This is a genomic window from Luteibacter sp., assembly GCF_036499525.1.
Taxonomy (GTDB): domain Bacteria; phylum Pseudomonadota; class Gammaproteobacteria; order Xanthomonadales; family Rhodanobacteraceae; genus Luteibacter.
Window position 1 is genome coordinate 1 of sequence record NZ_DASYDO010000076.1, and the last position, 14934, is coordinate 14934.

General features: G+C 64.6%; 18 protein-coding genes and 1 pseudogene. 9 read left to right on the forward strand and 10 right to left on the reverse strand.

Going from position 1 to position 14934, the window contains the following annotated elements; all coding sequences use genetic code 11:
- Positions 1 to 355: 355 nt before the first annotated feature.
- From VGM71_RS16215 to VGM71_RS16255, 9 genes are all read right to left on the reverse strand, one after another.
- Complete coding sequence (locus tag VGM71_RS16215; RefSeq protein ID WP_331547054.1) at positions 356 to 601, reverse strand: hypothetical protein; 246 nt, start codon at positions 599 to 601, stop codon at positions 356 to 358.
- 137 nt (positions 602 to 738) lie between these two features.
- Positions 739 to 1461, reverse strand: a complete 723-nt coding sequence (locus VGM71_RS16220; protein ID WP_331547056.1) for a DUF1080 domain-containing protein — start codon at positions 1459 to 1461, stop codon at positions 739 to 741.
- Positions 1462 to 1532: 71 nt separating this feature from the next.
- On the reverse strand, positions 1533 to 2342 hold the full coding sequence (locus tag VGM71_RS16225) for a CHAD domain-containing protein (protein ID WP_331547058.1): 810 nt from the start codon (positions 2340 to 2342) through the stop codon (positions 1533 to 1535).
- 53 nt (positions 2343 to 2395) lie between these two features.
- Positions 2396 to 2755 (reverse strand): 2-hydroxyacyl-CoA dehydratase, encoded by a 360-nt coding sequence (locus VGM71_RS16230; RefSeq protein WP_331547060.1) that lies wholly within the window; start codon positions 2753 to 2755, stop codon positions 2396 to 2398.
- A 203-nt stretch (positions 2756 to 2958) separates the two neighbouring features.
- Positions 2959 to 3477: a hypothetical protein gene (locus tag VGM71_RS16235; RefSeq protein ID WP_331547062.1), complete on the reverse strand. Its 519-nt coding sequence runs from the start codon at positions 3475 to 3477 to the stop codon at positions 2959 to 2961.
- A gap of 100 nt (positions 3478 to 3577) precedes the next feature.
- The gene (locus tag VGM71_RS16240; protein WP_331547064.1) at positions 3578 to 4318 is read right to left on the reverse strand and encodes a 2OG-Fe dioxygenase family protein; all 741 of its coding nucleotides are present in this window, start codon (positions 4316 to 4318) and stop codon (positions 3578 to 3580) included.
- 40 nt (positions 4319 to 4358) lie between these two features.
- The gene (locus VGM71_RS16245; protein WP_331547066.1) at positions 4359 to 4796 is read right to left on the reverse strand and encodes a low affinity iron permease family protein; all 438 of its coding nucleotides are present in this window, start codon (positions 4794 to 4796) and stop codon (positions 4359 to 4361) included.
- Positions 4797 to 4924: 128 nt separating this feature from the next.
- On the reverse strand, positions 4925 to 5287 hold the full coding sequence (locus VGM71_RS16250) for a hypothetical protein (RefSeq protein WP_331547069.1): 363 nt from the start codon (positions 5285 to 5287) through the stop codon (positions 4925 to 4927).
- 94 nt (positions 5288 to 5381) lie between these two features.
- On the reverse strand, positions 5382 to 7097 hold the full coding sequence (locus VGM71_RS16255; RefSeq protein WP_331547071.1) for a L,D-transpeptidase family protein: 1716 nt from the start codon (positions 7095 to 7097) through the stop codon (positions 5382 to 5384).
- A gap of 121 nt (positions 7098 to 7218) precedes the next feature.
- On the opposite strand from VGM71_RS16255, the gene VGM71_RS16260 reads away from it, so the two are divergent.
- Together VGM71_RS16260 and VGM71_RS16265 are read left to right on the forward strand one after the other, a co-directional pair.
- Positions 7219 to 7941, forward strand: coding sequence for a murein L,D-transpeptidase catalytic domain family protein (locus VGM71_RS16260; protein WP_331547073.1), 723 nt, complete (start codon positions 7219 to 7221; stop codon positions 7939 to 7941).
- 55 nt (positions 7942 to 7996) lie between these two features.
- Positions 7997 to 8341, forward strand: coding sequence for a hypothetical protein (locus VGM71_RS16265; RefSeq protein ID WP_331547075.1), 345 nt, complete (start codon positions 7997 to 7999; stop codon positions 8339 to 8341).
- Between the two features lie 13 nt (positions 8342 to 8354).
- Here VGM71_RS16265 and VGM71_RS16270 read toward each other — a convergent pair whose 3' ends face one another.
- Positions 8355 to 8744 (reverse strand): hypothetical protein, encoded by a 390-nt coding sequence (locus VGM71_RS16270; RefSeq protein ID WP_331547077.1) that lies wholly within the window; start codon positions 8742 to 8744, stop codon positions 8355 to 8357.
- A 116-nt stretch (positions 8745 to 8860) separates the two neighbouring features.
- Here VGM71_RS16270 and VGM71_RS16275 point away from each other — a divergent pair, with 116 nt between their 5' ends.
- The 7 genes and pseudogenes from VGM71_RS16275 (at position 8861) to VGM71_RS16305 (ending at position 14932) form a co-directional block, all read left to right on the forward strand.
- Positions 8861 to 9265 (forward strand): hypothetical protein, encoded by a 405-nt coding sequence (locus VGM71_RS16275; RefSeq protein ID WP_331547079.1) that lies wholly within the window; start codon positions 8861 to 8863, stop codon positions 9263 to 9265.
- A 68-nt stretch (positions 9266 to 9333) separates the two neighbouring features.
- On the forward strand, positions 9334 to 9573 hold the full coding sequence (locus VGM71_RS16280; protein ID WP_331547081.1) for a hypothetical protein: 240 nt from the start codon (positions 9334 to 9336) through the stop codon (positions 9571 to 9573).
- A gap of 103 nt (positions 9574 to 9676) precedes the next feature.
- A complete protein-coding gene (locus VGM71_RS16285; RefSeq protein ID WP_331547083.1) occupies positions 9677 to 9931 on the forward strand; it encodes a hypothetical protein in 255 nt (84 codons plus the stop codon).
- 66 nt (positions 9932 to 9997) lie between these two features.
- Complete coding sequence (locus VGM71_RS16290; RefSeq protein ID WP_331547085.1) at positions 9998 to 12418, forward strand: DEAD/DEAH box helicase; 2421 nt, start codon at positions 9998 to 10000, stop codon at positions 12416 to 12418.
- 167 nt (positions 12419 to 12585) lie between these two features.
- A pseudogene (locus VGM71_RS16295) lies at positions 12586 to 13398 on the forward strand (ribonuclease H-like domain-containing protein); the annotation flags it as partial.
- Between the two features lie 47 nt (positions 13399 to 13445).
- Positions 13446 to 13604 carry a hypothetical protein gene (locus VGM71_RS16300; RefSeq protein WP_331547089.1) on the forward strand — a complete coding sequence of 53 codons (159 nt, stop codon included), beginning with the start codon at positions 13446 to 13448 and terminating at the stop codon, positions 13602 to 13604.
- Positions 13605 to 13903: 299 nt separating this feature from the next.
- Complete coding sequence (locus tag VGM71_RS16305; protein ID WP_331547091.1) at positions 13904 to 14932, forward strand: LysR substrate-binding domain-containing protein; 1029 nt, start codon at positions 13904 to 13906, stop codon at positions 14930 to 14932.
- Positions 14933 to 14934 lie beyond the last annotated feature (2 nt).

Sequence of the window (14934 nt, forward strand, 5' to 3'; positions counted from 1 at the left end):
CTCCGGTGACGTGCTCTCCGGTGGCAGCATGCGCGCTACCGCCCGGCCTTTGAATGCTTGTCCGTATCGAGCCAATTCGTTCTCTCATCTGCGCCCCCGTTCATGGATCTATCGGGGCGACAACTATTCTGACGCAGGGGGATCCATTTGAGGCTCAGTTTCCCATTCCCAGTCCTTACTTAGCCGATCCCTACAAATGAAGCCATCGAGAGTACTGATAGTAGCTGGCGCCATTGGTCTTGCAGCGTGTATGCGAGGAGATGATCGCGGTGCGCTAGACCGGGAGACGTCGTATATCTGCGACGCATCTGCGAAAACTGTGTACCAGGCTTGGGGTCAGGCTGGGATGTCCAAGTCATGCCGAGCAGCGGACGGCACGCTTGCGGGCACTTTCATGGCTGCGGAATGGGGGCGAGTTGTCATAGTCGAGAATTTCGATGCTCAACGGCGTCATCGTGTGTGGGAATGGCGTGACGAATCGGGGGAAGTGGTCCGTCGCGGTATAGATGGTTTTCGTCCAGGGCCAAAGTAGATTGGCTCGATACAGTGCAGAAGGATTGAAAGGCATTTCTGAAGCGATGGTTAATCGGTTGGTAGCCATTCCTACCCTTACGGCCGGTCCTTGGAAATGAGGCTCTAGGCGTTTTGTGGGAGCCGCTTCAGCGGCGATGGGTGCTCGCGGCAGCTTTGCCCGCTGCCGCGGGATCGCCGGTATAGCCGGCTCCCACAGGCCTGCTCCTACAGCTCCTTGATCTGGATATTCCGGAAGGAAATCCGGATCGGCTCGATGCCCTTGTCCTCACCACCTTGCAGGGCGATGCGACCTTTGTGGAAGCGGGCGTAGTCCGGCATCTTCGCGAACTTGGTCTTTGCGACGAGGGCATCCCACTCGGGCGTCCACAAGGTCGTATCGACGGTCTTGTAGCCGTTCTGGAAGAACTGGACGTGGCCGTGATCCATGATGATCTCAATCGCGTTCCAGTTACCGTGCTCTTTCACGTTCTCGACGCGTGAGGAAATAAGGTCGAAGAGATCGCCCGAGCGCTCGTACAGCGTGTAGCTGTCGGGCTTGGTGCAGACCAGGTCGGCGATCTGCATCTCGGGGCCGGTTTCCCAGGTCTCGCGGTACTTCGGGGTTTCCTGCACGTTGAAGATGATCCCGGCGTCGGCGCACGGGGTCATCTTCCATTCGAGCTTGAGGTCGAAGTTCTCGTATTCCTTGTCGGTGACGAGGTCCGCAAAGTCTTCGCGCGGTGCCTTGAGGTCGCGGTGGAGTTCGATGCTGCCATCCACCACGCTCCAGTCCTTGCCGATTCCCTTCTGCCCGAACGAGTGCCAGCCGGTGAGGGTCTTGCCGTCGAACAGCGGCGTGTAGCCATCGGAGGTGGTGGCTGCGCCGGCGTAAGCGGGCAGGGCGACCATGCAGCAGGCGGCGATGACCTTCAGGGACGTGCGGATCATGAGGAAAACTCCGGGGATGGGACGGCGAGCGTACCGCGTTTCGGCCGTCTGGACTTCCATCCGCGTCCGTTTCACGATTTCTTGCGATGCTTCTTCAGTTCCTGGCGGATCTGCTCGAGCAAAGGAGCGACGGCTTCCGGTTCGCGGAACGAACGAAGGGTGACGCGCAAGGCGCGGAGGTCCTGCTTCGTGCCCAGGACATCGGAGAGCTTCGACATGTCGCGGGTTTTCTCCTTGTAGCCTGGTGCATGACGCCCTGCTTTTCCCGTGGCCTTCCGGACCCTTCGCCAAAGTTCGAGCTGCATGCGCAGGCGGCGTGCCTTGCGTCGCCAGTCGTGCTGGTTGGCAGGCGTGGCGGATTTGTTCACGCGCTTGTGGACTTTGCCGACGCGCTGCTCGGACCGCTCCAATGCCTCGTTGATCGTGCGCACGCGAATGGCTCGCCAGGGCAATCCTTCCAGCGTCGCGGCCAGTTCGCGCAGTTGCCTGCGCCGTTTGAGGAAGTTCGGATCATCATGCAACTCGGTAGCCAGGCGGCCCTCGCTGCGATGCGCCAGCTTCTCGATAGCGTGCTGCCACTCAGGCGATGGTCTCGGGCCCGCGAGCGAATGCGCCGTGTTCAGCGCCACATAGGCATCGCGCAACGTCGACAGGCTTGCCGCCAGGCGGCCGAGGGTGGCCTCGATACCTGGCATCGCCTCGGCGAAGGGCTCTTGCGCCAACACCAGCAGGCTCTTCAGGCGGCGGATGGCCTTCCGCGCCTCGTGGATACCCCGGTGCCGCTCCTTCGTGTCTGAAAGGGAGCGGATGGCCTTGCGACATTCCCTGGCCGCGGACGAGGCGAGGATAGCCGCGATACTCGGTGCTTTGGCAGGGCTCATGCCCCTTAGATAACAGACCGGGCCGGACGCGTCATCCGTACGCCCGCCAACCGTTACTCGCTGCCAGCCTCGTCCGTGGGGGCATCTGTCTTTCGGCGGCGCCTCGGCTTGGGTTCGCTCGCAGCGATCAGTGCCTGCAGGTAGGCGATACCTTCCTCGGCGGGAAACCAGGACACGACATCGGCCACGGTCAGACCGTGGCGCACACGCAGGGCCTCGAATTCGACCTTGGCGCCGGCGAGCGGATCGACCTTGGGTGGCCGGCCACGGCGCTTGGGTGCGGCCGGCACGGGAGCAGGGACGGGTACAGGTACGGGAGCCTTGGCGGCAGGCGTGCTTTCGGCAGCCTGGCGATCGAGGGCGGCAAGTTCCTCCTGGAATTGCCTGAAGTCATATTTGCCGGACGGATTCATCACGATACTTGGAACCGGAGGAACACCTATTGTGACACGGTGGCCGGCCGAGCACTTGAGATAAGCGGACGCACCACGTGAATTCCAGGCCGAGACTCAGCTTGAGCACGTTGTGACCAATGCGATGCAAGTCCCTGCCACGTAAGGGGGCACGCGACTTATCCACATGGTTGTCCCGTCGCTTTCCACAGCGCCTGTGGATATCAGGGGGCGGCAGCCTCGGAGCCGGTCGCGATGTCGTCGGCGTTGTTGCGGCGGAAGATCTCTCGGGCCGCGTCGCGCTGGTTGCCGCTCTCGGTATGCACCGAAATGAGGATGCTGCCCTCGCGGACCTTGGCGTCGTAACGCTTGGCCTCGAACTCGGGAATGCCCATGCCGACCAGCGCGCCGATGATCCCGCCGGTGGCGGTGCCGACCGCTGCGCCGCTGAGGGCGGCCATGATCGGGCCGGCGGCGATGAAGGGCCCGATGCCCGGGATGGCCAGTGCGCCGATGCCGGCGAGCCACCCCAGGCCGGCGCCAAGCCCCAGCCCGACGACACCGCCGGCCGTCGCACCTTCGGGTGCCTTGGTGTGGTGCTCATGCGCGAAATCGCGGGAACCACGGCGATCGGGCAGCAACGCGGAAATGTCGTCGCTGGTGAAACCGGCCTGCTTGAGTTCGAGAACGATGTGCTCGGCCTGTTCCACGGTGCGAGTGATGCAGTAAACGGAGGCTTTCATGGCGGTCCCGGTGGTCGCTGTCTGCGTTGCGCGCAGTACGCCGGGACGTGCGTGAATCGATGGTGCAGGTGGCGCGACGGACGCGTGGCCCGTTAGGGAATCAGCCAGTCTCGACAGCGCGGAAGGTCACCACCAGCACGTCACGATGCGAGGCCTTGTCCGGGTCCAGGGGCGTGACAGGGGTGACGCCGTGGAAGACGCGCGGGTCGTGGATCAGCGCGGCATCCATGGGTTGGGCAAGGGTGAATTCCCCGAGCGCGCGGCCGTCAGGCGCGTGGATGGTGGTGGTGCCGCTGGCGATATTCTCGCGGTCTACCAGCAGCACCAACACGTAATCGACGCCGTCGCGGTGGCTGCCTTCCGGTGTCGGCTCGCCGGCGGCACCCGCGGTGGCTTCGATCCGGAACTGGTGGACCTCCACATGCCAGCGCGGAACGTCCGGCGAGAGGCCGCCGAAGAAGTCGCGGCAGAAATCGAGGATGGCCCTCATGGTGGCGCCATGAGCGATTTCCGGGAGGATGGGCTCGAACCAGCGCGCGATGTCGCCTTGCAAGGTGTTGTAGGCGAGCGTCTGGAAGTGAGCCTGGTGTGGCTGGGCTTCGACGGGGCCGAAGCGGGAAGCCGCGAAGGTGGCGTGCCGGCGACGGCGGAAGCGGCCCGTGGCGGCGAGGTAGGTGTCCGGCTCCAGGGCACCCCAACTGGCGGTGAAGGCGTCCCAATCGGATAGCGGAGCGAGGTGCTCCACCAGCGCGCGCATGTCGGGGGCGTGCACGAAGGCAAAGCCCTCGTCGCACACCTGGTCATGGAGGGAAGTTTCGGTCGCTACCTTGGGGGCGTTCATCCGCGAAGTATACGGCCACACGGCTCTCGGGCTTCTACAGCTAACCGCCGGCGTGCGAGGAATCCGCTTCGCGCTCGGGCGAGTCTTCGCAACCCAGCTTCCTGCGTGCGTCCAGCGCACGTTTTATGTAAGTCGCGCGGATCTCGTCCAGCGTCTTCTCGTCCAGCTCTTCCAGGTCCAGGAGCGCCGCGTTGGGCCCCTCGAGGGCGTAGATGAGTTCGTCCAGCTTGATCTGGATGGCCTCGGTATCCCGGTTCTGCGTGTTCTGGATCAGGAACACCATGAGGAAGGTGACGATGGTCGTGCCGGTATTGATCACCAGCTGCCAGGTGTCGCCGAAGCCGAACAGCGGTCCGCTCGCCGCCCATACGACGACGATCAGCACCGCAATCGCGAACGTGGCCGGCTTTCCGGAAGCCTTGGCTACGCCCATCGCCATGCGGGTGAAGACGCTTTGATCCCTGCTGTTCTGTGCCATGTCGATGTCTCCTTCAGTGCCTGGGGCGTTCACTTCGCGAATGCGCCGAAGCGCCCACAACGAGTAAAGCGTCTTTCGCGGTCCGTGAAGCACGAGCGAAGGCGTTCAGCGTTCTTTAGGCGCGCCCGTCATGCCCGACCCCTGAATGGTTTGTACGGCTCAGGCGTTGGCCGCTTCGCCTTGCCGGCTTCGAGGTTGTGCAGGCGGATGCGGTCCAGGGCATCGGTGATGTCTTTTTCGCGCTGGCGGAGGTTGCCGTTGATCGCAGGCGTCAACGCCTTTTTCAGCGTGACGCAGAGCCGCTTCATCACTTCGGTAATGCATTTGTCTTCCTTGCGCATCGCGGCGGGTTTGTTGACGGACCTGAGGATGGGGTTGCGGTACGGCGGACGGATGGTTGTCTTGCCGAAGCGTGGGCTCATGGGGAGCGTGGGCGCACGGCGGTTCGATGCGGCGGCGGAATGCGTGGGGCGGAGGATGGAGGTGATCATGGCTACTCCGTTGGAGGTCCCGGAGTTATGCCCCGCCTCCCATGGATGACGATGCCCGTGAACGCCGACCGTGCGAGTCGGCGCTCGTCGTGATTCATGGCGCGCGTAGCGGCTGCGGCTTGTCCAGCGCGGCGACCAGTGCTCCATCGCGCTGGTAGACGTCGGGCTTATAGGCGAGCTTTCCATCCTCGCCGATATCGACAGTCCAGTAGGCAAGCAGTACCGGGATTGCCGTGGGCAGGGTGACATTTTGTGTCGTTTTCGTCGCGATGCGCTCGTCGATGGCTTGCCGGTTCCACTTCTCGTCATCGTTGAATAGCAACTCCACCAGCTCGAGCGGATGCTCCACGCGAATGCAGCCGGAACTCGTATCGCGCCGGGCCTTCTCAAACAGTTCCTGGTGCGGCGTGTCGTGCAGGTAGACGGCGAAGGCATTCGGAAAGCGGATGACTACCTGGCCCAGAGAATTTCCCGGTCCGGCATCCTGGCGCAGCGTGATGCCGCGCGGATGGGCCCAGTTCACGCCAGAAGCCGGGACGATGTTGCCGCCGCGGTCGAGCACGCGGATGCGGTTGTCGGCCAGGTAAGCCCGGTCCTTGCGAATCTTAGGCAGGACGTCGTTCTTCAGGATCGTCGGCGGAATGGTCCAGGTGGGATTGAACGTGACGTAGGTGATCTGTGAGCGGAAGATCGGCGTGCTGCGGTAGGGCTTGCCCACCTGCACCCGCGACTGCCATACGGGTTGGCCGTCGCGGTAATAGCTGATCTTGTAGCCGGCCACATCCACCACGACGAAGGTGCCTTGGAGCGAATGCAGCAACCAGCGGGCACGCTCGAGGTTGGCGCGGACCTGGCCGATCCGTGTGGCGATGGGCACGTTCAGCGCGGCGAGCGTGTCGGCGCCGACGCTGCCGTCGGTGTCCAGGTACTGATCCGTCTGGAACCGCCGGACGGCGTCCCTTAGAGGATTGTCGAAGCGGTCGCCCTGGGCAAGCGTGCGATCGAGATAGCCGCCCGCGACGAGCCGGGCGCGCAAGTCGACGACGCGCGGATCTTTCATGCCCGGCTTCAAGGCCGGTCCATCCGGGACGGTTGGCCAACCGCCATCCGCGGCGGTGGCGCGAAGCTGGGCCAGCGCATCGCGGAGCTTCGTGTAAAGCGGATGTTGCGGTCGCGCCATCGCGAAGGCCTGGTCGACGGTCCGTTCCTCGATGGAGGTCTGCAGCATGGCCATGCCCTGCTGCGGGTCGATTTCCGACGGGTCGACGTTCCAGGTGGGATCGAGGCGGTAAGGGTCGACCTTGCCGCGGGCCAATTGAACGAGCGCGGTGATGTATGCGCTGGTGGCCGAGACGTCGAATTCAGCGCGCGCGGCCTGGGAAAGGCCCGGGTCTTTCAACGCCTCGGCCACCATGCGCAGTTCGGAGAGGTGGTAATCCTCCGGCAGGAGTCCATCGGACTCCACGGAGGCGAGCCCCGCCAGCAATTGCCGGATATTGGTTTCGTCCGACCACGAGGCGACGTACTGGCGTTGCGCGTAGAAATCGGCGAGAGCCTTGCCGAGGGCCGCCTCCTGGCGGGGAAGCGAGCCGCCGCCCAGCGGCGTCATCTGCTGCAGCCGTGCGAAGATCGCCTGGGCCAGTGGATCGTCGGCGGAGGGCGGGATGGGCACGCTCGTAGCCGCCGCCGGGGCCACGATCGGGGGCGGTGCCGCCGCCGAGGCTGCCGGTGGCAGATCCTGTGCAGCCCCCGGAAGGGGCAGGGCACTCAACCAGATGACACTGCTAAGGGCGCGTAACAACTTTTCCATAGTTTCTGCCTATCGATCCTTCACGTTTTTTACCTATCTGAAGGGCGCCGATGTGACGTCCTTGTGGTCAATAAATGACCAGCACGTTAGGATGCCCGTTGGTGCTTATACGGCTTGCCGCATGATTCGATCGCTTCGGACGCTTTTCGCATCGGTGCCTCTGTTCGGCGCCTTGCTCTTCCTCTCTCTTCCCGTCCATGCCGCCGACTCCCTTGGCGATGCGCTGGTCCGTCTGGCACCCTCCGCCGATCCGCATGTCATCGGCCTGGCGGTGAAAGCTGCCGAATGCGCACAGACCCAGAGCGGCCAGCCGGCCGATCGCCTGGCGGTGATCGACTACTCGAAGCCGTCGTCGGAACCGCGCCTGTGGGTGTTCGACACCGTGAACCGAAAACTGCTCTTCCAGGAATTGGTTGCCCACGGGAAGAACAGCGGCGACGCACAATCCACGCAATTTTCCAATGCGCCGAACAGCCTCGCATCCAGCCTGGGCCTCTTCCGCACGTCGGATACCTATACCGGAAAGAATGGCTATTCATTACGCATGAACGGCCTGGAGCCGGGAGTGAACGACCAGGCGATGGCCCGGGCGATCGTGATCCACGGTGCGGCGTACGTGAACGCCGCCGTGGCGAAGGTGGCGGGACGCATCGGTCGCAGCTGGGGTTGCCCGGCCGTGCGCACAGCCATCGCGCGCAAGCTGATCGACGCGCTGAAGGGTGGGCAGATGGTGTTCTCCTACTATCCGGACAAACGCTGGCTTGCGTCCTCCCATTACCTCCAGTGCCGCAATGGCCAGCTCGCCACGGCCGAAGCTCACGCGCTTGCCCGCGCGGGTAGCTGATCGCTTAAGCGCTTCGTCGCGTTAGAATTCCCGGAACCTAACCGTGGAATCCAGCATGAAACACGTTCTTGCGATCGCCGCCTGCACCATCCTCGCCGGCTGCGCCACCAGCGGCATGACCGATACCCTGCCCAAGCTCAGCAGCAAGACGGGCAAGAGCGTGACGGCCTATGTGCAGTGCGTGGAGCCGAAGTGGCAGGCCCTGTCCAAGGACGCGAAGGGCGACGCCAAGGACGATAAGGGCCGGGTCACGGCGAACGACGGCGGCAAGCACGAGCGCCTGGACGTCACCGCCAACGGCGCCGGCGCCCAGGTCGTGATGTACGAAATCCAGAAGCGCAACAAGGACAACCCGGATTACGACGGCCGCTTCCGCGACGAGGCCATCTCCTGCCTCTGATCGGGGCGATAAGTCACGCGCGCGGTCGCGAGGAACGGGCCCGCGCCACCGCGTCGAGCAGCTGGGCCCTGTCGAAGGGCTTCTCCAGGAACACCGCCGATAGCGGAAAAGGCTCCAGGTCCTCCGGCATGCGGCTGGATACGACGACCATGGCCGTGGCGGGCCGCTCGCGCAGCGCGGCCTGCAACAGCGCGCCGCCCCTGCGCTCGCCAGGCGTGTCCGCATGGATGACCAGCAGGGACAATTCCGGCAAGTCGTGAAACACGCGCTTGGCCTCCCTGTAGGTAACGGCGGCGTGCGCCATGTAACCCGCGTCGTCCAGGACCATCGCGATGGTTTCCGCCACCAGGTGGGCACGGTCGAAAACCAGGGCGATGGGCGGCGGATGGCGTTTGGCGATCATGCGAGTCAGTCTAGCCTCCTGCGAGCGGCTTGGGCGAATCACGGCCAAATGGCCTGGCTTCACCCCTCGTCGACATCGCGGAACGAATGCTGCCCGGGTCCCATAGGAGTCTTTCCATGCGCCATCTCGCCATCGCCTGCCTCGTCCTGCTTGCCGGCTGCGCCACCCAGAACGAACGGCATGTGGGCATCCACGACGTACCGTCCAGCACCGTGTTCGACTTTCAGGACCCGCAGGCGGGCGATGCCACCTTGAACATCGTGCGCGCACAGGGGCTCTGGGGCGCGGGCTGCTCCAGCGCCATCTATGTGGACGACAAGGTCGTCGCGGACATGGAGATCGGCGAGCAGCTCGTCCTCCGCGTCCCTTCGGGCGCGCGCAAGCTGGGCATGATGCCCCACGGCGCCTGCAGCGCAGACCGCGTGGACGTTGATGCGGGCGTAGGCCAGGGCGAGACGAAGAACTTCTCGATTCCAGCCAGCGGTTCGGACATCGCGGCGGCCGACGCCCCGAAACCGTGAGCCACTTGTTATTCGCACGGCGACGGCGCAAGAATCGGTCGTCGCCACGAGGCCATACAGGGGGCTGTATGCATCGACGTACCGTAGGCCAGCATTCGGTGGAAGTACGTACCCTGACGACCCGCCCGGGCGTCTGGAAAGCCGCCTATATCGTCGAACCCGTGAGCCACGCCGGCCCGCGGGATTTCGTGATGATCACTCTTCTGGACGAATTTTCCGATGAACGGACAGCGGTGGATGCCGCCATGGAAAAAGGGTCGCGCCATGCCGAATGGCTGGACGATGCCCACCGCGCCTGTTCCCGTTGACGTGACCGCGCTGGCGACTTCGCCATAACGCGACCACGACGGTGCCGCACCTAGCTTCATCCCCACGAGGGCCGAGGGGGCCCTCCCGATGGAGCGGTTTTCCTTGCGCACGATCCTCTACGTACCGTTCAACGCATCGTCCCGCGGGAAGTGGAGCCTGCGGCGCAATGCCGACCTCGTCGGGCAATTTGACACGCGCGAAGAAGCCATCCGGCACGCGCTGGCCCTCACCACTGCCATTCGGAACCAGCAGGGGCAGGAGGTGGAGATCAAGGTCGAGGATGAGTCGGGCGTCTGGCGACTCGCCAACGCGGATGCCGCGGATGCCGACGCCGGTGCCGACAGCGAAGTGACCTAGGCGGCCGTCGCAGGATCTGAGACGGCGGACAGGGATAACAGGCGTCTCTCTGCCGCGACGATCGCCATGGCCGCCTATCTGAAAGCCCTCCTCGCCGATGAGGCCGACGCTGTCCTTGCGACTCGTCACGACGGCCAGACGCTGGCGCATCGTCTGACCGACAAATACGGTGACCGGGTCTGCTCGGCCTTCACGGTGTTCGGCCGCGAGGGTATCTATGCGCCCTTGCCGGACGACATGCCCGCCGGCCTCGCGCGGGCGCTGTCCGCGCGAGGCATCGACCGCCTCTACAGCCATCAGCAGGAAGCCTGGGTGGCGGCCCGCGCGGGCCGGAACGTGCTCGTCGCTACGCCGACGGCTTCGGGTAAGACGCTGTGCTACACGATGCCGGTCCTGTCATCTGTCATCGAAGCCGGCGCGAAGGCGCTTTACCTGTTCCCGACCAAGGCGCTGGCGCAGGACCAGGTGGCCGAGTTGCTCGACATCAATCGTGCGGGCGAGCTGGGCGTGAAAGCCTTCACTTTCGACGGCGATACGCCGGGGGACGCCCGGCAAGCCATCCGCCTGCACGGCGACGTGGTGGTGAGCAATCCGGACATGCTGCACCAGGCCATCCTTCCACATCACACGAAGTGGGCGCAGTTCTTCGAGAACCTGCGCTACGTCGTGATCGACGAGATCCACACGTATCGCGGCGTATTCGGCTCCCACCTCGCCAACGTGCTGCGCCGGCTGAAGCGCATCTGTGCGTTCTACGGTGTGCGCCCGCAATTCGTTCTCTGCTCGGCCACGATAGGCAACGCCACCGAACACGCGCAGGCGCTGATCGAGGATGACGTCGTCACGGTGAGCCGCAGCGGTGCGCCCAGCGGAGACAAGCACGTGCTGCTGTGGAACCCTCCGGTGATCAACCCGGACCTCGGCCTTCGCGCGTCCGCCCGATCGCAGACCAGCCTGATCGCGCGCGTGGCGATCAAGGCGAAGATGAAGACGCTGGTGTTCGCCCAGTCGCGGCTGATGGTCGAAGTACTCACCAAATACCTGAAGGATGTGTTCGACCATGACACGCGCAAGCCTCCGCGAATCCGCGCTTACCGCGGCGGCTACCTGCCGACGGAACGCCGTGAGGTGGAGCGCGAGATGCGCGCGGGCAACGTGGACGGCATCGTGTCCACCTCGGCGCTCGAGCTGGGCGTGGACATCGGCAGTCTCGATGCCGTGGTGCTCAACGGCTACCCCGGCTCGATCGCAGCCACGTGGCAGCGCTTTGGCCGGGCAGGGCGCCGGCAACAACCTTCGCTGGGGGTGCTGGTGGCGAGCAGTGCACCGCTGGACCAGTACCTCATGCGGCATCCGGCGTTCCTCACCGAGGCCAGCCCGGAACACGCGCGCATCCAGCCCGACCAGCCGCTGATCCTGCTCGACCATATCCGCTGCGCGGCGTTCGAACTGCCATTCCTTGCCGGCGACCGTTTCGGACCCGACGATGCGGGCGATTACCTGCAGGTGCTCGCGGAGTCCGAGGTGCTGCACCGCGAAGGCGATCGCTGGGAATGGATCGCCGACAGCTATCCGGCCAACGCCGTGAGCCTGCGCTCGGTGGCTGACGGCAACTTCGTGGTGGTGGATCGCACCGAGGGAAGGCAGACGATCATCGCCGAGGTGGACTATTCGGCGGCGGCGCTCACGCTGTACGAAGGCGCGATCCACATGATCCAGTCGGTGCCTTACCAGGTGGAAAAACTCGACTGGGAAGGGCGCAAGGCTTACTGCACGCGCACGCGCGTCGATTACTACACCGATGCCATCGACTACACCAAGCTCAAGGAACTGGAGTGCTTCGACGGTACGGATGCCGGCAAGGGTAGTGCGCGCCATGGCGAGGTGCATGTCGTGCGACGTGTGTCCGGGTACAAGAAGATCCGCTACTACACACACGAGAACATCGGATACGGGCCCGTGAACCTGCCCGACCAGGAGCTGCACACCACGGCCGTGTGGTGGCAGTTGCCTCAGACAGTGCTCGACGAAGCATTCCGCTCGCGCCAGCACGCGCTGGACGGGTTCCTCGGCGCCGCATACGCCTTGCATACCGCGGCCGTCGTTGCGGTCATGGCCGAGCCGCGTGACCTGCAGAAGGCGGTGGGTTCCGGCGACGGCGGATGGTCGGCGCAGGTGGGTGCCACTGGGCGCGGACAACTGCGTGCGCCCGATGGCGGGCTGGCGCTGCCCGATGCGCTCGAACGCTTCCTGCCCACGGTGTACCTCTACGATAATTTCCCCGGTGGCGTGGGATTGAGCGAGCCGCTGTTCCAGCGTGCCCCGGAGCTGCTCGGGCATGCGTTGGCGACGGTGGAAGGCTGCGCCTGCAAAGCCGGGTGCCCGGGATGCGTCGGGCCGGTGCTTGCTGCCGACGAAGGCCGGGAGGAAACGCCGCGTGCGTTGGCTACGCGCGTGCTTCGCCTGCTGGGTGCCGCAGTGGCATGAGCGATCTTGCTTCGAAATTGGCGGCGCTTCGCCGCCAGGCCGGTGTAGGAGCGAGCCCTGCTCGCGACATCTTTTCGCGAGACGTCGCAGGCGCTTCTCCTGCTCGCGACATCTTTTCGCGAGACGTCGCGGGCGCTTCTGCAGCATGGGGGCCTGAGCTCACTGCCTCAAAGGCGTCGCGAGCAGGGCTCGCTCCTACAACCTCCAACCTGGCCGCCCTCCGCCGCATGGCCGGCGTCCGCGAACGCATCGCCCAACCGGTTACATCCCCGCGCCCGCACACTCGCGACGTTCCCGGGGAGGAAATCGCCCCAGGCCTTCGCTACCTGGAACACCGCTTTGACTGGTCCGAGCCGCCCGCCGAGCTCGACCTTACCTTTGCCCGGCTTGCCACGGCCCGCCGCGAGCACCTCCTGCACTTCGACACGGAAACGACCGGTCTTGCCGGTGGCACCGGCACGCGCGCCTTCATGATCGGCGCAGCCGACTGGCACGACAGTGCGCTTCGCGTCCGCCAGCTTTACATCACGACCATGGCGGCGGAGTCCGCGATGCTCTGCACCTTCGCCGGGTGGATCGACACGGACACGGTCCTGGTCAGCTACAACGGCAAATCCTACGACGCGCCGTTGCTCGCCACGCGCTACCGCCTCGCCCGACTCGACAATCCGCTGAAGGGCCTGCTCCACGTCGACCTGTTGCATCCCATGCGCCGCCGCTACCGAAGCGTGTGGGAGAACTGCCGCATGCAGACAGCCGAGCGCAACTTATTGCGTATCGTGCGCGAAGACGACCTCCCGGGTTCGGAGGCGCCACGCGCGTGGCTCACCTACCTGCGTGGCGGATCGTCGACGAACCTCGTCCGTGTCGCGGAGCACAACCTGCAGGACGTACGTAGTCTGAGTGGCCTGCTGGTCCACGCACATGGCTGGGCCATGCTCGATGTTCAGAATGTTTCGCCAGCCAGTAACGAAAAATAGACGTCGCCCCGCGCACGCTTTCCTGCGTAACGGCACGGAGCGATAGCATGAACGAAGCGACCAAGCCCTGCGACCACGACGGTTGCAATTGCCAGGTTTCCATTTCGCAGGACTTTTGCAGTGAGAGCTGCCGCATGGCGGCGGAAAGCCAGAACGTGGGCGGTACCTGCGAATGCGGCCATGCCGCATGCCAGCAGCGCTCCTGAGCCAACGGAGGTGATCTCGTGACGAACGACGGTAAGCAGCCGACCCCGGGCTACCGGGAAGACAACCCGAAACCCTCGCACGGTAAACCGAAGATTCCGGGGGAGGGACATCCGCAGGAGCACCAGAACATGCCGAAGGACAAACCGGGGAAGCAAAGCTCCCCATAACGCATGCGGCACGCGGCCCTTAAGCGGTCACCCATCGTCACGTTCTTGACAGCGATACATCGCAGACAATCCTTGATTAGTCCGCTTGGAGTAGACTGATTGTTTCGTAGACGAAACGACGGGTACCCCCGATGGAAGGCGCGCTGCAGGACCTCAACGATCTGTATTTCTTCGCTGCGGTGGTCGAGCATGGCGGCTTTTCCGCGGCCGGCAGGGCCTTGGGCATCCCAAAGTCACGCCTGAGCAAGCGCATCGCCCAGCTGGAGGATCGCCTTGGCGTACGCCTGCTCCAGCGCACCACCCGGCGCTTCGTGGTCACCGAGATTGGCGAGCGCTTCTACCAGCATTGCCGGGCCGTGCTGGAGGAGGCGCGTGCCGCGCAGGATGCCGTGGACGAGTTGCGAACCGAGCCGCGCGGCGTGATCAGGCTGAGTTGTCCGGTCTCGATCGCTCAGAATGTGCTCGGACCCATGCTTCCCGCCTTCTTGCTCGAGCACCCGAAGGTGCAGGTGCGCGTCACCGCCACCAATCGCCGCGTGGACCTCATCGGCGAGGGTTACGACATCGCCATCCGCGTGCGCGAGAAGCTGGACACGGACGCTACGCTGGTCCTGCGCAGCATTGGTTATGCGCGCAGCCTGCTGGTGGCCAGCCCGAAGTTCCTGGACTCCAATGGCCGGCCAGCAACGCTGGATGAATTGGCCAAGCTGCCGGCGCTGTCGATGTTCGAGCACGAGGGCGCCCAGGTCTGGGAACTCGTCGACCGCAGCGGCAAGAAGTCCGCGGTGGAAATGACGCCCCGGTTGGTGAGCGGCGACTTCAGCGTGCTGATCGCCGCCGCCGTTCAATGTTGCGGCGTAGCCTTGCTGCCCGAAGATTATTGCGGGCCGCTGATCTCGAACGGCGATCTGGAATGGGTGCTGCCCGAGTACAGCACGGCGCAGGGCACGCTGCACTTCGTCTATCCCAGCCGTCGCGGGCTGCTCCCGGCCGTTCGCAGCTTCGTGGACTTCCTGGCCGAACGCCTCGCCAAGGCCCAGGCCGAGTTCCACAAGGACTGCGAGAAGGTCGCGGCGAATCCCGACCTGGCCGCGACGATCCGCCGCTCGCGCATGGTAGGATCGGACCATTCGGCGGCATTTGGCCGTCCAAACGAATAAGG